Annotated in this window: 20 protein-coding genes and 1 tRNA gene; 10 read left to right on the top strand and 11 right to left on the bottom strand. The window is 48.6% G+C overall.

The window, feature by feature from the left end; genetic code table 11:
• Positions 1-50 precede the first annotated feature (50 nt).
• The 6 genes from BRW63_RS20800 to BRW63_RS30020 all read right to left on the bottom strand — a co-directional run bounded on the left by BRW63_RS20800 (position 51) and on the right by BRW63_RS30020 (position 7,682).
• Positions 51-728, bottom strand: a complete 678-nt coding sequence (locus BRW63_RS20800; protein ID WP_073074325.1) for a DsbA family oxidoreductase — start codon at positions 726-728, stop codon at positions 51-53.
• A 74-nt stretch (positions 729-802) separates the two neighbouring features.
• Positions 803-4,150: an efflux RND transporter permease subunit gene (locus BRW63_RS20795; protein ID WP_223257452.1), complete on the bottom strand. Its 3,348-nt coding sequence runs from the start codon at positions 4,148-4,150 to the stop codon at positions 803-805.
• A 12-nt stretch (positions 4,151-4,162) separates the two neighbouring features.
• Positions 4,163-5,524 carry an efflux RND transporter periplasmic adaptor subunit gene (locus tag BRW63_RS20790; RefSeq protein ID WP_073074324.1) on the bottom strand — a complete coding sequence of 454 codons (1,362 nt, stop codon included), beginning with the start codon at positions 5,522-5,524 and terminating at the stop codon, positions 4,163-4,165.
• Positions 5,525-5,535: 11 nt separating this feature from the next.
• Complete coding sequence (locus BRW63_RS20785; protein WP_083583123.1) at positions 5,536-5,862, bottom strand: rhodanese-like domain-containing protein; 327 nt, start codon at positions 5,860-5,862, stop codon at positions 5,536-5,538.
• A 223-nt stretch (positions 5,863-6,085) separates the two neighbouring features.
• Entirely contained in the window at positions 6,086-7,381 is a 1,296-nt protein-coding gene (locus BRW63_RS20775) for an NAD(P)/FAD-dependent oxidoreductase (protein WP_073074323.1), read from the bottom strand.
• A 91-nt stretch (positions 7,382-7,472) separates the two neighbouring features.
• The gene (locus tag BRW63_RS30020; RefSeq protein ID WP_073074352.1) at positions 7,473-7,682 is read right to left on the bottom strand and encodes a YgaP family membrane protein; all 210 of its coding nucleotides are present in this window, start codon (positions 7,680-7,682) and stop codon (positions 7,473-7,475) included.
• Between the two features lie 276 nt (positions 7,683-7,958).
• On the opposite strand from BRW63_RS30020, the gene BRW63_RS20765 reads away from it, so the two are divergent.
• Positions 7,959-8,315 carry a DUF5895 domain-containing protein gene (locus BRW63_RS20765; protein WP_223257451.1) on the top strand — a complete coding sequence of 119 codons (357 nt, stop codon included), beginning with the start codon at positions 7,959-7,961 and terminating at the stop codon, positions 8,313-8,315.
• Positions 8,316-8,447: 132 nt separating this feature from the next.
• Here the strand turns inward: BRW63_RS20765 and BRW63_RS20760 are convergent, their stop codons facing one another.
• Positions 8,448-8,762, bottom strand: a complete 315-nt coding sequence (locus tag BRW63_RS20760) for a hypothetical protein (protein ID WP_143162092.1) — start codon at positions 8,760-8,762, stop codon at positions 8,448-8,450.
• Here BRW63_RS20760 and BRW63_RS20755 point away from each other — a divergent pair.
• Entirely contained in the window at positions 8,748-9,200 is a 453-nt protein-coding gene (locus BRW63_RS20755) for an ISAzo13-like element transposase-related protein (protein ID WP_181314444.1), read from the top strand. The genes BRW63_RS20760 and BRW63_RS20755 overlap by 15 nt on opposite strands.
• Positions 9,201-9,319: 119 nt before the next feature.
• On the opposite strand, the gene BRW63_RS20750 is transcribed toward BRW63_RS20755, so the two are convergent.
• The 3 genes from BRW63_RS20750 to BRW63_RS20740 form a co-directional block, all read right to left on the bottom strand.
• Positions 9,320-9,390: transfer RNA gene (locus BRW63_RS20750), tRNA-Cys, on the bottom strand.
• A 120-nt stretch (positions 9,391-9,510) separates the two neighbouring features.
• On the bottom strand, positions 9,511-10,755 hold the full coding sequence (locus BRW63_RS20745) for a URC4/urg3 family protein (RefSeq protein ID WP_073074320.1): 1,245 nt from the start codon (positions 10,753-10,755) through the stop codon (positions 9,511-9,513).
• Positions 10,755-12,020: a GTP cyclohydrolase II gene (locus BRW63_RS20740; RefSeq protein ID WP_073074319.1), complete on the bottom strand. Its 1,266-nt coding sequence runs from the start codon at positions 12,018-12,020 to the stop codon at positions 10,755-10,757. The genes BRW63_RS20745 and BRW63_RS20740 overlap by 1 nt, the downstream gene beginning before the upstream one ends.
• A gap of 221 nt (positions 12,021-12,241) precedes the next feature.
• Between BRW63_RS20740 and BRW63_RS20735 the strand changes: the two genes are divergently transcribed.
• Complete coding sequence (locus BRW63_RS20735) at positions 12,242-13,780, top strand: YifB family Mg chelatase-like AAA ATPase (protein ID WP_317615838.1); 1,539 nt, start codon at positions 12,242-12,244, stop codon at positions 13,778-13,780.
• Positions 13,781-13,887: 107 nt separating this feature from the next.
• Here the strand turns inward: BRW63_RS20735 and BRW63_RS20730 are convergent, their stop codons facing one another.
• Positions 13,888-14,259: a hypothetical protein gene (locus BRW63_RS20730; RefSeq protein WP_073074318.1), complete on the bottom strand. Its 372-nt coding sequence runs from the start codon at positions 14,257-14,259 to the stop codon at positions 13,888-13,890.
• Between the two features lie 650 nt (positions 14,260-14,909).
• On the opposite strand from BRW63_RS20730, the gene BRW63_RS20725 reads away from it, so the two are divergent.
• From BRW63_RS20725 to BRW63_RS20695, 7 genes are all read left to right on the top strand, one after another.
• Complete coding sequence (locus BRW63_RS20725) at positions 14,910-15,200, top strand: type II toxin-antitoxin system RelE/ParE family toxin (RefSeq protein WP_073074317.1); 291 nt, start codon at positions 14,910-14,912, stop codon at positions 15,198-15,200.
• A gap of 9 nt (positions 15,201-15,209) precedes the next feature.
• A complete protein-coding gene (locus BRW63_RS20720; protein ID WP_073074316.1) occupies positions 15,210-15,500 on the top strand; it encodes an addiction module antidote protein in 291 nt (96 codons plus the stop codon).
• Between the two features lie 110 nt (positions 15,501-15,610).
• On the top strand, positions 15,611-15,835 hold the full coding sequence (locus BRW63_RS20715) for a DUF433 domain-containing protein (protein WP_073074315.1): 225 nt from the start codon (positions 15,611-15,613) through the stop codon (positions 15,833-15,835).
• On the top strand, positions 15,832-16,164 hold the full coding sequence (locus BRW63_RS20710; protein WP_073074314.1) for a DUF5615 family PIN-like protein: 333 nt from the start codon (positions 15,832-15,834) through the stop codon (positions 16,162-16,164). Before BRW63_RS20715 ends, BRW63_RS20710 begins: the two co-directional genes overlap by 4 nt.
• Before the next feature lie 137 nt (positions 16,165-16,301).
• Entirely contained in the window at positions 16,302-17,810 is a 1,509-nt protein-coding gene (locus tag BRW63_RS20705) for a C1 family peptidase (RefSeq protein WP_073074313.1), read from the top strand.
• A 115-nt stretch (positions 17,811-17,925) separates the two neighbouring features.
• Positions 17,926-19,242, top strand: a complete 1,317-nt coding sequence (purB, locus tag BRW63_RS20700) for an adenylosuccinate lyase (protein WP_317615837.1) — start codon at positions 17,926-17,928, stop codon at positions 19,240-19,242.
• Between the two features lie 196 nt (positions 19,243-19,438).
• A complete protein-coding gene (locus BRW63_RS20695) occupies positions 19,439-19,798 on the top strand; it encodes a hypothetical protein (RefSeq protein ID WP_073074312.1) in 360 nt (119 codons plus the stop codon).
• Positions 19,799-20,306 lie beyond the last annotated feature (508 nt).

The raw sequence follows: 20,306 nt of genomic DNA, 5'->3' as shown, positions 1-20,306 counted from the left end.
GACTTTACCTATCAATGGTTAACTTGATGGCGATCGCCCAATCTTCCTCCCTAGCACCAGGATTGTTCATCAGGTGGATTGTGTAGTAACTCGCGAATATTGGCTTCGATGACTCGATAGCCCACATTGCCGTTAAGTCTCTGCCGTCCTTCATTAAAAATTAGGGTGGGGCTGACCGTCACTGTATGCTCTTTGACCAACTCAAAATCCTTCGATAGCAAAGCATACGCCTCACCGCTATCAATCTGCTCTTGGATGGCGGCGATCGGGAGTCCTAGCTCTTCTGCAAGTTCAAGTTGCACCTTGCGATCGGAAACATTCGCCAGTTTGGTAAAAAACGCTTCCCGAAACGCCCAAATTGCTTTTTCAGAAACTTGCTCTGATTTTGGGACAATGCCCTTGATTTCCAGTAATTGAATTGCATGCAGGAACAAATGGCAAGAAGTGGACGAGGGTGGGATCACATTAGTCCAGATATCGGGATGAACAGTGATGTGATCAAACTTTTTAACGACTTCGTGAATGTGGTCGCTATAACCTTTGAAGCCGCCCTTATCACGCCAGCTATTTTCTAACTTTTCACGGGCATTGCCAAAGACAGGGACAAAGTGTGGCGCGATCGCAATCTTGTCTTGAAAGGTTGTTCTCAACTCATCCAGGCGAATTTGGGCGATATAGGCCCAGACGCAAAGAACATCGGAAAAGTAGGAAATGTGAATGGGTTCCATCAGGTTTTGAGGGGAGGAGGGTGGAAGGATGAGTGGGAAGAGGGGATGTGATGACAAAAGGGTGAGAAGTCCCATCATCCCGTCATCCCATCACTCGTTATTTCGACAATAGGTTGATTTACGCCAGCGTAAGTATCGTTCGGATTGCCTTTGCGATCGCGCCAGAGTTTGTAATAGAGAATGGGCACCGCCGATCGCGACAGTAACAACGATGCGACTTCCCCTGCCATCAGCGAGATGGCTAATCCCTGAAAGATTGGGTCAGTGAGGATAATGGCTGATCCCACCACTACGGCAGCAGCAGTAAGCAGCATGGGACGGAATCGGACAGCGCCCGCATCGATCACGGCTTCTTCTAAGGGCATTCCTTCTTTCAGTCGTAACTCAATAAAGTCTACGAGGATAATCGAGTTGCGTACCACAATCCCCGCTCCAGCAATGAAACCAATCATTGAGGTTGCCGTGAAGAAGGAACCCATTAACCAATGGGCAGGCATAATGCCGATCAGCGAAAAAGGAATGGCCGCCATGATTACGAGGGGGGTGGTAAATGATTGGAACCAGCCCACTACCAAAGCATAAATCAGTACCAACACCACCGCAAAAGCAAGACCGAGATCGCGGAAGACTTCGTAGGTGACTTGCCATTCGCCATCCCACTTGATCGCATAAGTTTCAGTGGTTGGGGGTTGTTCTGTCAGGTAGGTCTGAACCTTGGTGCCAGTGGTCGGAACGAGCTTATCGATCTGGGGTTGTAGGTTGAGCATGGCATAGACCGCACTTTCTACTCTGCCGGAAACATCACCCAGGATATAGACAACGGGCTGCAAGTTTTTATGATAAATACTGGTATCTGCTGTAGTCGTTTCCGTTTTCACCAAGGCACTCAAAGGGACTAAATTACCATTGGCTCCTTTGAGGTTGAGGGCTTTTAGATCATCCAGGCTGGTACGGCTCGATTGACTAAAGCGCAGATTAATCGCCACATCCTCACGCGCATTTTCATCATGCAGAAGCCCGACATTCTGCCCTGATAAAGCCATTTGCAAGACCTCTGAAATTTGGGTGGGGCTGATGCCGTTCAAGGCGGCTTTCTCGCGATCGATGACCAAGCGATAATCGGTCTGCGGTGCTTCCACATACCAGTCCACATCGACGACCCCATCGGTTGACTGATACAACTGGCGAATTTTTGTGGCGAGGTCAATCTGTCCTTGATAGTTGGGACCATACACTTCAGTGACCAGGGTTTGCAGCACTGGAGGTCCAGGGGGAATTTCAGCCACTTGAATCCGGGCACTGTAGCGATCGCCAATTTCTTTCAGCTTCGGACGAATGGCTTTGGCAATGTCGTGGCTCTGACGTTTACGTTCTCCTTTTGGCAAAAAGTTCACCTGAAGATCGGCAACATTGGTGCCCGATCGCAAAAAGTAATGTCGCACTAACCCATTAAAATTGTAGGGAGAAGACGTACCGACATAACTTTGATAGTGAATCACTTCCGGTACAGTAGCGAGGTATTGCCCCATTTCTTTTGTCGCTCTGGCGGTCTGTTCCAGTGTCGTACCTTCCGGCATATTCACCACTACTTGCAATTCGCTTTTATTGTCAAACGGTAGCATCTTGAGAATCATCAGCTTAAAGCCTGCCAGCCCGCCGATAATGAGAACCAGAGCTAACACCGTTGTCACCAGAAAAGCCGTTCCCCGGCGAGGATAATGGATCAGTGGAACCATAAACCGACGATACAGCTTACTGAGCGCATCCTCTCCGTGAGCATGAGCAGCATGGCTGGCTCCACTGAACACCCGCATCGTTGTCCAAGGCACCACAATGAATGCTACCAGGGCTGAAAAGATCATGGCAGCAGAGGCACCGAGCGGAATTGGCAGCATATAAGGACCCATCAAGCCGCCCACAAACGCCATAGGCAGGATCGCTGCAATGACCGCCAAGGTTGCCAGCATGGTGGGATTACCAACCTCATCCACCGCTTCTAAGACAATCTGTTGCAGGGTGCGCCGACGATTGGTAGACAGTTGCAAGCGTGTTTTATTTTCGGGTAATTGCAGATGGCGACCCACATTTTCCACGACCACGATCGCATCATCCACCAGAATGCCAATCGAGAAAATCAGCGCAAAGAAGGTGACTCGATTCAGCGTGAAGTCATAAAAAACAAAACTAGCAAGGGTGAGTGACAAGGTAACGGGAATCGAGACTGCCACCACTATTGCCTCTTTTTTGCCCATCACAAACCACATGAGGAGCGTCACAGAACCAACCGCGATTAGCATATGAAACAGGAGTTCATTCGATCGCTCTGCGGCGGTCTCACCATAGTCCCGTGTGACGGTCAGATTGACATTATTTGGAATATAGTTGCGTTTAATTTGATCGAGTTTATGCAGCACATGATGCGAGACTTGAATCGCATTGGCTCCAGAGCGTTTGGCGATCGCGATCGTGACGGCTTCGGCTTCTCCAGTAGACTGCTCTGGTATGCTCTGATGCGTTTCGGTTTGCTTTCCCTGTCCAAAGAACACATAGCTGGCAGGTTCTTCTGAACCATCGGTGACGGTTGCCACATCGCGCAGATACACAGGTTGATTATTGGCAACCGCAACTACTAATCCTTTCGCATCTTCTGCCGATCGCATAAAGCTCTGGGTTCTGACCAGAAACGATTGATTATTCTGGTTGAAGGCACCGCTGGCAAGTTCAGTGTTTTGAGCCTGCAAGGCTTTTGAGATCTCTAGGGGTGTTAAGCCATACGCATTCAGCCTTGTTGGATCGAGGTCTACTCGCAGTTGTCGCTTTTGTCCACCGATAATCGTCGTTTCGGAAACATCCGGCACTTGCTTGATTTGTTCATCTAACTGAGCTGCAATTTGCCGTAATTCGGCTCCAGTGCTTTGCTCACCCCATAAAGTCAAAGTCAAAATTGGGACATCATCAATTGACCTCGACTTAATCAATGGTTGTGAGACACCCGGTGGAATCTTGTCAAAGTTGGCATAGAGCTTGTTGTAAAGCTGCACCACAGAATCTTCTGTGTTTTGTCCCACCAGAAAGCGCACAATCACCAGGGATGAACCGGGACGTGAGGTGGAGTAAACATATTCCACACCGGGAAGTTCTTTGATCAACTTTTCCATCGGTGCAGTAACACGCTGTTCCACATCTTTGGCAGAGGCTCCTGGCATTTGCACGAACACATCAGCCATCGGTACAGTAATTTGCGGTTCTTCTTCCCGTGGCAAAATCAGGATCGCTCCAATCCCTAACAGTAATGACACCAAGATGATCAGAGGTGTCAGTTTGGAGTCGATGAATTTTTGGGCTAAGTGACCCACAAAGCCCAATTTGTGAGGATGAGAGGATAGGGATTGATGCCCATTCTTCGGTTCGTTCTGCATCATTTCTTCACCCTTCTATTCCCGAAATGCGATCGACTGTCCATCGCTGAGTTGCCCAATGTTGCTGGTAATGATGCGATCGCCCGTCATCAATCCCGACACAATCTCTACCTGCCCATCACGTTGTTGTCCTGTTTTTACCCAACGCAAAACAGCCGTCGATTGAGATCCCCTCGTTTCTGCCACATACGCCCCTTGCAATTGCCCCCGTTGAATCAGGGCATTCGTGGGGATGAGAATAGTTTCTTGTTTGCCACTGACTGGTAAGGCAATACGACCGAACATCCCAGAAATGAGGTGACCAGAATTATTTAAGGGAATCTTGACCAGGAAACTCCGAGAGTTGGCATCTGCGGCTGGCACAATTTGCTGAATGGTTCCCTTTAAGGTTTGATTGGCAGCCTCTACCTGTACTTTGACGGGTTGACCGACGCGCACAAACCGTAAGTTCTCTTCGGGTACAGCGATCTCCAGTTGTAGTCTGTCTGGATTTTCAACTTTCAGTAATACCGTTCCAGGAGCTGCCATTTCTCCTTCGTAGGCAAGTTTCTGCACCACCACCCCATCAAAGGGAGCGATCACGGTTCCGTAGCTTTCACCTATCGAAGCTGAGGTTACACCGGATTTTGCCTGGTTCACTGCTGCCTGAGATTGACTAATCGCCGCCTGAGATTGACTAATCGCCGCTTGTGCTTGTCGAATCCCGGCATCTGCCTGTGCAACCTTCGCCTTTGCCTGCGCTAGAGTTGTATTGGACTGATCGAGACGGTCTTGGGAAACTGCCCCTTCTGCCCGAAGTTTTGACATCCGGCTTTGATCAATTCTCGCCATTTGTAGTGCTGCTTGAGCTTCAATTTTCTGCGACTCGTATTGGTTGAGCATTGCCTGAGTACGAGATAAGTCGGCTTGTCTCTGAGCGACTGTAGACTGTGCCTGAGCCACACCCGACTGTGCCTGACTGGTTTGAGCCGTCATATCCGTCACATCAATGCGGGCAAGGATATCTCCCTTGCGGAAGCGATCGCCCGATTCCAACGACAACTGGGTAATCCGTCCCATTACCCGTGTTGACAGAGTTGCTTGGTCAGCCGGGCGAATTGTACCCGAGAGGTTTAGGGTATTGGCGATCGGTTGAGCGCGAATGGTTAACGTTTCAACGGTCGTTGCTGGAGCTAGCGTGGTCTCTGGTGCATGGGTCGAACGGGTGAGTTGCAGGATGCTCCAGGTTCCCCCCGCCAGAAGCAATGCACCTCCCAACAGCAGTCCCAATCCCTTCTGAGACAGCTTTGGTACAGGAGGTCGTTTGGGCTTCAAGGCTCCAGCCGTTGTTTCATCGAGTGATTCATTCAGCGAGTCATTTGAGGTGGTATGCGTCATTGTTTTCTCCTTTAAGGACGATTGCCGCGCTGCACGGCATATCCGTTGCTTTGCCATGCCATTAAGCCACCTTGCAAGTTGTAGACCTGATGGTAGCCCTGAGTAATTAACCATTGCGCCGCGATCGCACTCCGATGACCCGATAGACAAGTGACAGCGATTGCCTGGTCTTTGGGAATGTCCTTGAGAATGCGATCGCGGTTTAATCGTTGTGCTCCTGGAATATGTCCCATCATGTATTCCAGCCAGCCCCGCACATCTATGATCAAGAGTCGCTTTTGACGTGACTGGAGTTGGGCGGGAGTTAATAAAATTGAGTTTAGGGATGATTGAGGCATAGATTTAGATTTTATTTTCTTCACGAGTCACTCACCTGGAGTGGATAACGAACTGGAATTTCAAGCGTGTTTTGGATGCGATCAGCAAATTTCCTGTACACTATGCCCTTGATTGCAGAGTGCTGCCAGAATTTGCAGTCGGGTAGGTTCTGCCAGAATCTTAAATCGGTTTGCGAGTCCCTCTAGTTCGCCAGGGTTGAAGACTATTTCTATATCCCTTGTTTCATACTTTTACCTGCATACGCTCTGTGCTTGGAACAATGGGTTCTACCAGTGGTAGCCCGATCGCCCGAAAGCCCCAACGCTCAAACCAGGGAATTGTCCAGCCCAGGCGCATCTTCGTCATAAAATAGGTCTCAAAGCCTGCCTTCATCCACGACACCCAGATGCCGTGAAAGGTGAGCGCACGGTGGCGATGCCCTGACTCATCTGGCAGCAGTGGATCGGCTAAAAAGAGCGCTCCAGTATTGCCAAAATCTGCAAAGCAAATCGCTTGCAGGGTGGGTTGATACTGAGAACCAGTAGTCACCCCTAACTCCAGGGCAATATTATGGGCAACCGCCAGCGCCATTTCTTCAGACATCAATCCCACCTTGGGAGCACCCGTGGGGATGGGAGTTTGCTCCACTGCTTTGAGTTGGGTGATCACTCCCACAGCGTAAATCGACTCAAAGTCAGGGTGGCGATAGGTAGGCAAGACGGGGATAAACCCCTTGGCATCGGTTAAGCCCGGTGCTTCACGCAGGAAGCGGGGTCCCCGGAAGGGCGGCAAGACCATCACAAATTTAGCTGGAATCTTGCGCCCATCCGCCAGGTGAACCGCGTCTCGTTCAAAATGTGAAATGGCTGTGTTTTCCATCAGCTCAATTTCCCGCGCTGCCATGAATTTACGCATCAGCCAGCGAGAGTTTGCCATCCCGCCGATGCCCAGATGCCCAGCGTAGGGTTCTGAGGTAATGAAGGTGATTGGGACTTGCGCTCTCAATCCCTTCTGCTGCAAAACGTGATGGATCAAGAAGGCAAACTCATAGGCAGGTCCAAAACAACTGGCTCCTGGTGCGGCACCTACGACAATTGATCCTGGATCGGCTAAGAATTTCTCCCAGGCTTCTCCTGCCAACACCGCATGATGCGGATTACACACCGATTGGGTGTAACCGCCCTCCGGCCCTAACCCTGGAATGGCATCCAGTGCCAATTCTGGTCCCGTAGCAATGACGACATAATCGTAATCCACTACCCGGTCGCCCATCGTAATCTGACGCGACTTCGGATCAAGGGCAGTAACGGCAGCATGAATAAATTCAATGCCATACCGAGGAACAATTGCAGCTAAATCTAACTGGATTTGATCGAGGGACTTCAACCCCAGCGCAACCCAGGGTAAAGAAGGCACAAACGTAAACTTCGGTTGATTTGAAATGAGCGTAATCTGATGTTCATGCGGTAAGACATGCCTCAGCTCGTAGGCGGCAGGCAATCCTCCCAGTCCAGCCCCAATGACAACAACGCGAGCCATAACAGCGACTCCTAAAGGTTAAGTTTTAAATTCAGTCTTGAACAAATAAGAGCGTGGGAGCGTGAGAGGGATACTTTATCTCATCATCCCATCATCCCTCTCTCACTCCCATCTTTGTTAGCAGCACAATGAACGGACACCAGTTGGTAAACGCTGATTGCAGCAGGTTCAGTCCCACAAAGGCTGTTACCCATAACCAGCTTGGATGGCTTAACGATAGCGACAAACTCACAAGTACGAGACTGCCTGCAATCAAACGTATCCACTGGTGCTGAGTCCAAGGTTGCTTACGACTGGTCATCGGCTTCAGCATGTCACCTCCACAGAGCTTATAAAATTATTATACTACTATACAGCCATATAATAGATAACTCAAGTGATGGAAAATTTTCACGGGGTCTCGACCTATAACGCTACCAACGCCACTCGTACGGGTTCTAAAACAGTATCCAAACCACCAAAATTCAGTGTTCCAACGGGATCTCGTACTGCTCGAACTGAAAAGACAAAACCAAAAGACTTTGAGGTTGACACAGACCTACTCAGCAATGTCTACAATCAGGTGCGCTGACCGCAGTTGCCCTACGGCATTGTGGTTAATGACAAGCCAGCCGGGATTCTGATTCCGATCGATCAGCTAGAGAAAGCGGGCTGGATTGACATGCCGGATGAAGATGACCTCACGACCGTTACTTTCACTGAAGATGTGACGGGTCTTTTGATTACGGAAGCCGGGTTACTCGTGCTGGCATTTGTGCCGGAATACATTCGCTGCAAGTCGGATGTGGAAGATTTGGGCGGTACGGTTGTTGGACTCTATGACGACGTGAATTCGACGGCTTCGTTACAGTTTGTCGTGCCCCCTAAATCCCCAAGTTTGGGGGACTCCAAGCCAAAATTTCCGGTTCAAAGTCCCCCAAAATGGGGGATTTAGGGGGCAGAAGCCGCTGACAACGCAGCGAAAAAACTCGTCGAACTGACGTTATGACGAGTACCGCAATAGCCTAGACAAGAAATCGATGGATGTTTGCTCAGAACATGCGCTGTTGTTTCTGGATGAAGATAATCAACCGCTGCATACAATTAAGACAATCTGTTTTTGTTTTCCTTTAGGATGTTGAACAATAATGACAGCATCCCCCGTTTTTGATTGGATTGGATCAGCATCTTTTGATTGGGTTTGATCACTATCTTTGAAATGCTGGAGTGCATCTGCAACCTGTTCATATCCCATCTGTACACCTATGGCTTTGATCTTACCCTGGTCATACTCTCCCTCTGGATGCCATAACCGATACTTTAACTCCACCGCCAAGAGGAACATTAGCCTGTAAGTCCAATGCGTTGTTCTTGAAGTGATTTCATTGTGGCTAGTCTTCAAGATGGGTGGAATGGGTTGACGCTAGCCCAACAGCAAGCAACGGATCTGCTGCAACTCAAAGTGGATAACAAACCTGAAAGTAGTGGGGTTCGCACCCAGTTTCTCAAGCGCATGGTGGAGTTGGCGAACCAGATGGGTCAGCCCATTCCACTCCTTTACTATCCGCCCTACCCTAGTAAGTACAACCCGATTGAGCGGTGTTGGGGCACTCTAGAACAGCACTGGAAGGACACTCAGTTAAGCAATGTCCAAGTCATGCTAGCCTGGGCGCAAAGCATAACTTGGAAAGGCATTCATCCCACAGTCAAATTGAACAGCACGACGTATCCAAAAGGCATTTCACTCACTAAACCAGCAATGCGTGAGATTGAAAGTAGATTGGAACGCAGCCCAGAATTACCAAAATGGGATATCTTGATTCGACTAATCGATGGGTAGAATTATTCCTGGAAGTTTCCTAACTCTTCGCTTGTGCTACGAATTGACATCTAATTCTTCGTTGTTGTGACATTTAGTTCTTCGCTACGGACACTTATTCCTTCGCTCTACAGTTAAGAAGGCGGCACCCAGATTCGAACTGGGGATGAGGATTTTGCAGACCCTTGCCTTACCACTTGGCTATGCCGCCGCTCGTAAAGTCTATATTTTCGATACGCTTCATATCCTACCAAACTTCGGGTCAGAGTTTTGCAGAAATCTCAAATCATTTACCCGCTTATGTGTGGGGACATAGGAGAAACTTAACCCGTTAAAAGACGGTTCCGTCGCTCTCGATGCGGATGGGAGACGCACCGCTAGGTCTTCGGTGGGCGGCAATTTTTCGCCCGGAAGCCCAAGTGCCGCCTTGCAGAATTTTGACCAGCGGAAGGTCGGAGGCACTCAGATTAAGGCGTTGGCGCATGGTGTGGGCGATCGCGTCTAGAAGGCAAACCGTGAGAGCGCGCCATTCGACGATCGCGGCTGCTCCTGGTAAATGAGACTGCTGCAAAATTTGCTGATCTTTGACTTGTAATAATCCCAAGTCGAGACACAATCCGCCATTTCGATATTCTGGCAGCCCGGTCAGGGCATCTAAGTCAGTGATCTCTAAGCCTAATTCTTGTAGGGGTTCTAGCAGAGAATAGGTGAGCCATTGAGAAAGTTTGTGAAAGGGCACTAATTTATCGCTGATCTCGGTTCCTGGCAGTGCCGGGTGGAGCCACACGTCTCCCAGATTGACTCCTGCTAGAGAAACTCGCCCTGACCAGATTTCTCCAAAGCCTTCTAGAACAGCATTGAGCATGATCGGGGCTGAGAGTTTGCCGTCTTGTGCCTGTTGCAAGAGATAGTTAACCAGGTTGCCAGGACGCGGATGGGTAGCTCCAAACCAGTTTGGGTGCTTTTGGAGCGCTTGACCCAGTTTTTGCAATAATTGCGATCGTCCTTCCAAGCCCACAAGCGGGTTTTGATCATTCACCTGAAAGTTTTCTATCAGAGCGTTTGGCGTTAGTTGGCGCAGCCCTTCTGCATCGGTTTGGTAGGGATTAGCGGAATCGCTAGAAAAGCCGCCCTGACAGAATAAATGGAAGCTGGCGACGGCTAATCCTTCCGATCGTGACCATACTTGCCCGGTTTCAGCTTCAAGATAGTGCCAGCGATCGCCCGCCCCGGCATCGAGCAATACACTGGGAATCACGAGATCAAATTTTGCTTTGGCTTTTTCTAGGGGAGACAGATTGGCGAGTGCGCGATCGAGATGCCCCAATCTCGGCGCATTCTCGACTTCAAAATGTCGCCAACGGCTGTGAAAGGGAATCTGCAAATCTGGGTAGTGTTCGCGAGTCACCGCAATTACATAGTCGGCAACGCGATCCATCTGAGTCAGATCACACCGAAAATAGCGGAGTTGATCGGCCTGTGCTAGGGCGAAAAGTTTGCCGCACCGCTCTCGAATCGCTTGAGGAGAACGCAGATAAGCGATCGTATCGACTTCAGACAAGGGTTGAGAAAACATTAGTCTGTCAGTCCTCGTCCTTTAATCTCTGCTAGCGATTCCTGAGTCAGAACCTGGCTTTGAGTGTAGTAACCAGCCGCCTTTTTTGCCTCGATCTCAACCTGGGCATCTGCCGGAATCAAGTCATCAGGGATGGCGACCCGCTCAATGACTTGAATACCAGACTGAGTGATGGCATTGTATTTCAGATCGCTCATTGAGACTAAGCGATCGATGCGCGTAATGCCTAACCAGTGCAGCACATCGGGCATGAGTTCCTGAAAGCGCATATCCTGCACGCCAGCGACGCATTCGGTTCGGGCAAAGTAGGCATCGGCCCGATCTCCGCCTGCTTGCCGTTTGCGGGCGTTGTAGACTAAAAACTTAGTGACTTCTCCCAGCGCTCGTCCCTCTTTGCGGAGGTAGACCACCACGCCTGCGCCGCCTGCTTGCGCGGTTTGAATGCACGCTTCGATGCCGTGTACCAAATAAGGGCGGCAGGTGCAAATGTCTGAACCAAAGACATCAGAGCCATTGCATTCGTCGTGAACCCTCACCGTCAGGGGTTTATCGGGATCGGCGATCGCGTCCGGTTCGCCAATTATGTAGACGGTAATGCCCCCGATCGGCGGCAAAAAGACTTTCAGATCAGGGCAAGTCACCAAATCGGGAAACATCCCGCCCGTGTGTTCAAATAAGGCTCGGCGCAGCATTTTTTCTTCAACATTGAGCCGCTTTGCAATGCCAGGAAGATACCACACAGGCTCGATCGCGGCTTTGGTGACGACGAGATCGCCGCCTGGCTTCATGACTTTGCCATCTTCGACCAAGCGCCCTTTGGCAACAGCATCTTGAAGCTCTGGCATATTGATATGAGCTTTAGTGATCGCGATCGAGGGACGAATATCATAGCCCTGCTTGTAGAGATGTTGATAAGCTTCACCAACAACTGCCCCAAACGGGTCGAGAGAAATAATCCGATCGGGGTCTGCCCAAGCGGGGTGAGGCCCAATCTTAACGGCGGGTGATGTATTAGTAAGATCAGCCCGATGGTCTGCCCGGAGTCTGCCGCTTGCCACCGCTAGCGCTCGATAAACTGCATAGGAACCCGAATGCGTCCCAATCACGTTGCGATGGGCAGGGTTAAGCACTGTACCAACAACGGGGCCTCGTTTAATGGGGTCTGCTGCCCCCCAATTGAGGACGATCGACGAGGGACAAAATCGCGAGGGTTGGGATGACAGAACCCTACGGCTCTGCTTAGGACTGATCGGCTGACTGACCATAGACACTCCCCGACGTGATGATTAAAAAATCTAAAGTTAATCGAGTTGGGATAGTCTCTGATATTAGCAATACCCGCAAGGATGACGAAGTATTCTGTAAGGCAGAAATTATTGGAGTGAGCTAGTAGCCTATTCAAGGCTAGATTCCTGACTTCAACGCCCGATTGTTCAACTCGCGTTGCCTTGCTCTAAACTTTGGGCACTCTACCAAAGCATTCGTCGTGGAATTTCTCATGCTTGCCAAGGTTTGGAGTGCATCGCTCGTCGGCATTGATGCCGTTAAAGTCGGGGTTGAGGTTGACATTGCAGGAGGGCTGCCCGGAATGGTAGTCGTTGGGCTGCCAGACACCAGTGTGCAAGAGTCTAAAGAGCGCGTCAAAACTGCCCTCAAGAATGCGGGCTATGCCTTTCCGATGCGGCGAATCGTTATAAATCTGACTCCCGCAGACCTAAGAAAAGAAGGGCCAAGTTTTGATTTACCGATTAGCGTCGGCATTTTGGCAGCCTCCGAGCAAGTCAAGATCGAGCTACTAGAGACTCATTTGTTTTTAGGCGAAGTTTCGCTAGACGGAGCGCTCAGACCTGTAGCGGGAGTGTTGGCGATCGCAGCAGCAGCGCAACGTCTGGGCATCTCTGGCTTAGTAGTCCCGGCAGATAACGCCCGCGAAGCGGCAGTCGTGAAAGGGATCTCAGTCTACGGCTTTAATCACTTATCTGAGGTGGGGCAGTTTCTCGCTGATCCGACAACTCACACACCCATGCAGGTAGATGTGATCGAAGAACTGGAGCGATCGCAGACTTCAAGCTTTGATTTACGAGACGTGAAAGGGCAAGCTCATGCGCGTCGTGCTTTAGAAATCGCCGCAGCCGGAGGACACAATTTAGTGTTTGTTGGGCCTCCGGGCAGTGGTAAAACGATGCTTGCCCGTCGCCTACCCGGAATTCTGCCTCCCCTCTCTTTTGACGAAGCGCTCGAAGTCACACAAGTTCACTCAGTTGCGGGATTGCTAAAGAACAAAGGCTCACTGGTCAGCACTCGTCCGTTTCGCAGCCCTCATCATTCTGCATCGGGTGTCTCCCTGGTCGGAGGTGGCAGCTATCCCAGACCGGGCGAAATCTCTCTGGCACACCGGGGGATCTTGTTTCTGGACGAACTAACTGAGTTTAAGCGCGAGGTGTTGGAGTTTTTACGTCAGCCTTTAGAAGACGGACACGTTACCATCTCTAGAGCGCGTCAATCTGTCTCCTTTCCAGCTCGATTTACGTTGGTTGCCAGCACCAATCCTTGTCCGTGTGGTTTTTTTGCAGACACGGTACATCCCTGCACTTGCTCTCCCCGATCGAGAGAACAATATTGGGCAAAACTATCGGGCCCGCTCATGGATCGGATTGATCTCCAAGTCGGTGTTAATCGGCTCAAACCAGAAGAAATTACTCAACAGCCTACAGGTGAAGATTCAGAAACCGTGCGATCGCGGGTTCAAATTGCTCGCGATCGGGCCCGTCTTCGCTTCAAAAACACTGACTTACGCTGTAATGCTGAGATGCAAAGTTCTCATCTCAGACAGTGGTGCAAACTGGATGACTCGACCCGCAATTTGCTCGAAAGCGCGATCCGCAAACTGGGATTATCAGTCAGAGCCAGCGATCGGATTCTCAAAGTTGCGCGCACGATCGCCGATTTAGCAGGTGACGAACATCTTCAAACTCATCACGTTGCTGAAGCGGTGCAATATCGCACGATCGATCGCATGCAGTAAGGTGCCATTGTCTGCATAGACATGGCTTAACTTTACGAATTGCACGGTTAGAGAGCCACATGACTATGAAGGATTCGTTAATCGATGGCTCCCTAACGCCCAACTTCCTAGAGTTGAATGGTGATTTTGTTGTGCAACTCCTCCACTTGAACTAGAGAACCATTCCCGATCGCAATGTTGAATTTCACTAAAGAACGTTCAACTTGATATCCCGGCAACACTCGAACAATTTGATATTCAGTCATCAAGTCACTGGTGCCATCCCATTTGAACAATGCCAGTTGGTTTGATGCAATCTCACTCAGTTGTGAAACGAAATCTTCAATGCGATCGCTAACATTCACGAGAATGCCAGACGAAAGGAAGATGTAACGCTCTTGCAAATCCAAAGTCACACTAACTCGATAACGCTTTTCGGTTGAGCAACGCAACTCAACGGTGAACAAAATCGAGCCAGGAACGATCGTCCTAACTCCCATATTATTTTGTCCTCTCGGTTAGTTCAAAGAGGACAAGAACGCTGATTTCTCAGACATTCCATTGGGGTGAAAAACGTATGCAGGATCTTGATTCCAGCCTTTCAAGATCCCATAGCAAAGCCGACGGTGTACAATCATGAACGCCTCCTGAGTTAGTTACGGTAACTAGGGATGGAAGTCCTCGGAGTCTGATCGCCTAAATCAGGCTTCGGGGCACAACTTCATCACTGCGGTGTATTGTACAAGAGTTTTTAGGTTTTTGGAATGCTAAATTTTTGAGGTGATAGCGATCTTCTCCGATGCCAAATTCTAAAGACCTGATGCTTAAGTTGACTCGTTCTCGATCGCAGTCAACCTAAGCATCAATGGGGCTTCTCACTGTCGATATAACAATGATAATAGCAATCTAGATTGGTCAACTTTTCACAGCAACTTTAATGGATATTTTGGGACACGAGAAGTAGTGAGAACAGCAATTACAGTCGCATTGGGTCTTTAGGTAAAGATAGTTAACTTGAGGTCATTTCCCAGAAAAAGCTAAAATCCTCTACTTTTCAAATGCGTAACACTTGGGTTACGCATTTTTTATTGAAGGACATGGAATCAGATTTCTCTTTACTTTTATGTATCCCACAGGATACACTTGATATGTGATTGAAGTTCGTCAGACTGAGACCTATGCTAATTGGTTTGAATCGCTGCGCGATCGCCAAGCAAAAGCGCGTATAGACATTCGTATTCGTCGCTTGTCTACGGGCAATCCAGGCGATGTTAAACCAGTAGGGCGAGGCGTGTCGGAACTGCGGATTGATTATGGTTCAGGCTATCGGGTGTATTTCATACAAAGAGGTGAGACCTTGATCATTCTCTTGGCAGGAGGAGATAAACGGACTCAAGAACGGGACATCAAAACAGCGCTAGATCTAGCGCAAGACTTATAGGAGGTCTTCATGGCTACTGTTCAAACCTACCCTTGGGATGCGGCGGAACATTTGGAAACCAGAGAAGATATAGCTACATATCTTGAAGCTGCCCTTGAAGATGGCGATCCAAGCTTAGTGGTAGCAGCATTAGGTGATATTGCTCGATCTAAAGGTATGACGCATATTGCCCGTGAAACAGGGTTGGGTCGTGAAAGTCTTTACAAAGCTTTGTCGGCTGAAGGCAATCCAGAGTTTGTCACAGTTCTCAAGGTTTTACAGGCACTTGGATTACGCATCCAGGTTTTACCCATTGTCTAACATTGCGTTGGTGCGGACGGAACAGAGTTGCATGGGGAAACGATCGCCGATCGGGAAATCAAACTTCCCGATATGATGAAGGTAAGCAAATATTTCTACTTTGTTGATTTATGGACTACCACAACATCATCACAATTGAGCCTGGAAAACGCAGTGGTAAGCCATGTATCCGAGGAATGCGAATCACTGTCTACGACATTTTAGAGTATCTAGCAGGTGGGATGACAGAAGCGGAAATTTTGGAAGACTTTTCTGAACTCACTTCAGAAGACATCAAAGCTTGTCTTGCGTTTGCAGCCGATCGTGAGAAAAAGTTATTCGTAGCATCGCTGTGAAACTGCTCTTAGATGAAAATCTTTCAGACCAGATTGTTCACAGAATTATCGATTTATATCCTGATTCTGAACACGTCAAAACCTTAGCGCTTACGAATACTGATGATGGGCTTATTTGGGAATACGCAAAAGCAAACGGTTTTGTGATTGTTTCCAAAGATGCTGACTTTCATCAGCGCAGTTTACTTTACGGTCATCCGCCCAAGTTCATCTATCTTCGCATCGGCAACAGTCCAACGTTAAAGATTGTTCAGGTTTTGAGAGATAGTTTTGACACAATTATTCAGTTTGGAGATAGAGAATTGGAAAGTATCTTAGTGTTGGCATAGCGTGCCCCCACTCTGGATGAGGCAAAATTCGGCTCACGGAAGTTCTCAAACACTGACAGCGAGGATTAAGTAAAAATACGGGTTAGATTTTTACCTAATCTGAGAAACATAATCTGAGCCTTTACAGATTTGTTTCTATGTCAAAAAACTATCGTCAAGTTCGCAAATCAACGGTTGTTAAAAATTCAGTCGGTCAACAGTTCAAATTAGGTGGCTACCGTCCCGAAAAGCAGAATTCTAAAGACAAAAAATATAGTGCGAAGCGCGATCGTCCCCTGCCTCCCAAAGCCGATTTGCGCCTTTATATGACCCCGGTCGAAAATCAAGGCGGCTCCAATAGCTGCACCGCTAATGCAGTCGCAGGAGCCTATGAATATTTGGCAAACCGTCTGCTTGGGAAATCAGAAGACGTGAGCCGTCTATTCATCTACTACAACGCACGAGAACTTGACGGCGACTCTAGCCAAGACGAAGGGACGTATCTAAAAAGCTGCGTCAAGGTTTTGCGAAAATATGGGGCTTGCTCTGAAAACACCTGGTCTTTTGACTTAAACCAAATTCTAGAACAGCCACACAAACAGGCATACGCAGAAGCCGCAAACTTTATCGTTGAAGAAGCGGCTCGTGTCGATGTCGATCTTCACGCAATGCAGAGTTGTTTAGCTGACGGCTATCCGTTTGCGTTTGGCTTACAGCTTTTCTCATCGTTTCAGCAAGCAGGTTCTGATGGGTTGGTGCCCATGCCCGACCCCGACAACGAAAAGCACGATGGCGGACACGCAATGCTTTGTGTGGGCTATTCTGACCCTGATCAAGTCTTCATCGTTCGCAACTCGTGGGGTGACGAATGGGGAGAGCACGGCTATTGCTATATCCCTTACGACTATATGACCAAGCCGGAGCTTAACGGAGACTGCTGGACGATTCGCCAGGTTAGCGATCGCGATTTAAGCCAAGGCATTCAAGGCAGTTCGGCTTCTCTATTTGATGGGGCGAGGGCAGCGATCGCGACTGCATTTCAAGCTCCCGGCGCAATCCGCAAACCCTCGGTCATTGCCTTGTTAGAGGAGACTTACGAGGCTTACACAGTCGAATACGAAGAAGAGCTTGTCTACGTTAAGAACAAAGGATTCGTTTTAGCCGATGCTTTCGAGAACCTCGATCTTCTCTACTTTCAAGAAGATGACGAAACTGACGAAGAAACCGAAGACGGCTATGAAGAAGAATCCGAAGAGACTGAATTCTACGAAGAGACTGTAAGCAGCTACGAAGAAGAATCAGACGAAACGGAAGACGACGAAGAGACTGAAGACAGCTACGAAGAAGAATCCGAAGAAGAGGAATCCGAGGAAACCTACGAGACGGAAGAGGAGTCTGAGGAAACTGAAGATAGCTACGAAGAAGAATCCGAAGAAGAGGAATCCGAGGAAACCTACGAGACGGAAGAGGAGTCTGAGGAAACTGAAGATAGCTACGAAGAGGAATCTGAAGAAGAATCCGAGGAAACTGAAGATAGCTACGAAGAAGACGCTGAAGAAGAGACAGCGGAGGAATCTGAGGAAATCGAAGATACTTACGAAGAGGAAACTGAAGAGAGTTACGAAGAAGATGCAGGAGCAGATGGAGGTGATGACTCCGAAGAGTAAATTACCGATCGCTCAAAGCAGCAAAATCTTCTGCAATGCCCACGCTAGACCCTCGACAGTGTGGGCATCGCCATAACAAAATTTATAGCGCAAATTAGACGCTACAATGTGACGGTTGTATTCTGCACGACGAGTCTTGATAGAGCGCTATACCCTACCCGAAATGGGCAACCTGTGGACTGAAGCCTACAAATTTAAAACTTGGCTAGAAGTCGAGATTGCTGTTTGCGATGCTCAGGCTGAACTGGGTTATATTCCCGCTGAGGCAGTCGCAGAAATCAAAGCAAAGGCAAATTTTGACCCCAAACGAATCTTAGAAATCGAGGCAGAAGTTCGCCACGATGTCATCGCTTTCCTCACCAACGTCAACGAATACGTAGGCGATGCGGGACGATACATTCACTTGGGCATGACCAGTTCTGATGTGCTAGACACCGCGCTGGCACTGCAACTCGTCGCCAGTCTAGATGTGATCATGTCGCACGTTGAGGCGTTGATTCAGGCACTTCGCTATCAGGCTCAACAACATCGCAACACGGTGATGATCGGTCGATCGCACGGCATTCACGCAGAACCCATCACGTTTGGTTTCAAACTGGCTGGCTGGCTGGCAGAAATGCTGCGGCACCGCGATCGGCTCTGTCAACTCAAAAAAACCATTGCTGTCGGTCAAATCTCTGGCGCGGTTGGAACCTACGCCAATATTGACCCTCGAATTGAGTCTCTAACCTGTCAAAATTTAGGACTCGAACCCGATGCCGCCTCGACGCAGGTGATTTCCCGCGATCGTCACGCCGATTATATGAATGGCTTGGCGCTTTTGGCATCGTCGATCGAGCGTTTTGCAGTAGAAATCCGCAATCTCCAGCGCACCGACGTTTTAGAAGTCGAAGAATTCTTCTCGAAGGGGCAAAAAGGCTCATCCGCGATGCCCCATAAACGGAATCCGATCCGATCGGAGCGGCTCACCGGAATGGCACGTCTGATCCGAGGCTATGCCGTCGCCGCAATGGAAAACGTCGCACTCTGGCACGAACGCGATATTTCCCACAGTTCTGTCGAACGGGTTGCCTTCCCCGATGCCTGCATTCTCACTCACTTCATGCTGGTCGAAACTACTGACCTGGTGAAAAATCTCCTGGTCTATCCCGACAATATGGCGCGGAATATGAACCTCTACGGTGGAGTTGTCTTTAGTCAACGAGTTTTGTTGGCGCTGATTGGCAAAGATGTGAGTCGTGAAGAGGCGTATACGATCGTGCAGTCTTGCGCTCACCAAGCCTGGAATAAGCCCGATGGTGACTTCCGCAAGTTGATCAGTGAAGATCCGCGTGTGGTCGAAAAGCTTTCCCCGGCTGAAATCGCTGATTGTTTCGATCCTCAACATCATCTAAAAAATCTAGACCAGGTTTATCAACGCTTGGGGATTTGAGCTTTTTTAGACTTTATTGTTCCGTCGAATTAATGTTGGGCTGCTTGAGCCAACTGTTGGGATAGTCCTTACAGCTTGTCTGTGCGTGTTCAGATTTAGTTTGCCTAAATGCTTTTTCTAGAGAAGCCTTTGAAGATTACTGGAGACAGGTGTGCTATAAATTGACAAAGCTCGGTTCAACAGGATCACTACCAACGTGGAATTATCTGTACTAACTCTACAAGCAGTAAATATTGCGCTTTATACGATCGATAAGGTTTCAGGTGGGGCTTTGGAAAAAGCTGGAGCGGATGTTCTAGATTTCTTGTCGAAAAGATTTCAGGGCAAACTCCAAATTGAAAAATCTGAGTCAAAGCTTTTGGAAGCTGCAATTTTGAGTGAAGCTGAAAGGGACAGGAAATTTCAAGAAGATCTCGAAAGACTGGTAACTCATTATCAACATATACAAAGTACCTCTCACGTTTCTCAAAGTACTGAATCAGGTGTCAACCTCAATGTTGATAAAAATTCAGGTACCGTTGTGGGGCAGCAGATAGAGCAGAAATTTTTTCGTTAGCCAGTTTTTTGATCTCAAGGACTCCGATCTAGAATCTAATAGGAATCCACTTAAAAAATTCCTTAACTACGCTAAGGTCGCTGCATTTTTAGTATGCTCTGTATTCTTTTGGGTTCTATTCGGTTGGTTAGCTGATTACTCGTTTCCCTTTGGTCAAGCCTTAGATTTATTTCTCGCTTGTTTTAGGGGTACCGTTTCAGCAAAAATTAATAATTTACAGCAGCAATTACAAAAGACAGACATAATCCCTCAACCAGATAACACGCAGCAAGTTCAAAAGCTAAACAACTTAGAGTCTCAGGCATGGCTATACAAGAGCATTCTGGAACGTCTTGGTGCAGATCCTTCCGCAAATCATGAAAAAATAGCAAGAACACTTGAGGCATTAGAGTATATACTCGCCACGATTGAGAAATGGACTTTTGGATTGTTCTCCCGCATCAACGATAAGATGAGGTTTGTTCTAGAGCAGGAGAAAAGAGGTTGTTAGCATGATTCGGATTGAATT

The organism is Phormidesmis priestleyi ULC007 (assembly GCF_001895925.1).
GTDB classification, from domain to species: domain Bacteria; phylum Cyanobacteriota; class Cyanobacteriia; order Leptolyngbyales; family Leptolyngbyaceae; genus Phormidesmis_A; species Phormidesmis_A priestleyi_A.
Note: the sequence above shows the minus strand (reverse complement) of the source record. Positions and strands in the feature narration are given on the sequence as shown.

Coding starts and splice junctions, on each gene's coding strand:
- BRW63_RS20800 (WP_073074325.1), bottom strand. CDS start 728: ATGGAACCCATTCACATTTCCTACTTTTCCGATGTTCTTTGCGTCTGG.
- BRW63_RS20740 (WP_073074319.1), bottom strand. CDS start 12,020: ATGGTCAGTCAGCCGATCAGTCCTAAGCAGAGCCGTAGGGTTCTGTCA.
- BRW63_RS30020 (WP_073074352.1), bottom strand. CDS start 7,682: ATGACCAGTCGTAAGCAACCTTGGACTCAGCACCAGTGGATACGTTTG.
- BRW63_RS20720 (WP_073074316.1), top strand. CDS start 15,210: ATGGCTACTGTTCAAACCTACCCTTGGGATGCGGCGGAACATTTGGAA.
- BRW63_RS20785 (WP_083583123.1), bottom strand. CDS start 5,862: ATGCCTCAATCATCCCTAAACTCAATTTTATTAACTCCCGCCCAACTC.
- BRW63_RS20705 (WP_073074313.1), top strand. CDS start 16,302: ATGTCAAAAAACTATCGTCAAGTTCGCAAATCAACGGTTGTTAAAAAT.
- BRW63_RS20730 (WP_073074318.1), bottom strand. CDS start 14,259: ATGGGAGTTAGGACGATCGTTCCTGGCTCGATTTTGTTCACCGTTGAG.
- BRW63_RS20745 (WP_073074320.1), bottom strand. CDS start 10,755: ATGTTTTCTCAACCCTTGTCTGAAGTCGATACGATCGCTTATCTGCGT.
- BRW63_RS20715 (WP_073074315.1), top strand. CDS start 15,611: ATGGACTACCACAACATCATCACAATTGAGCCTGGAAAACGCAGTGGT.
- BRW63_RS20790 (WP_073074324.1), bottom strand. CDS start 5,524: ATGACGCATACCACCTCAAATGACTCGCTGAATGAATCACTCGATGAA.
- BRW63_RS20775 (WP_073074323.1), bottom strand. CDS start 7,381: ATGGCTCGCGTTGTTGTCATTGGGGCTGGACTGGGAGGATTGCCTGCC.
- BRW63_RS20795 (WP_223257452.1), bottom strand. CDS start 4,150: ATGATGCAGAACGAACCGAAGAATGGGCATCAATCCCTATCCTCTCAT.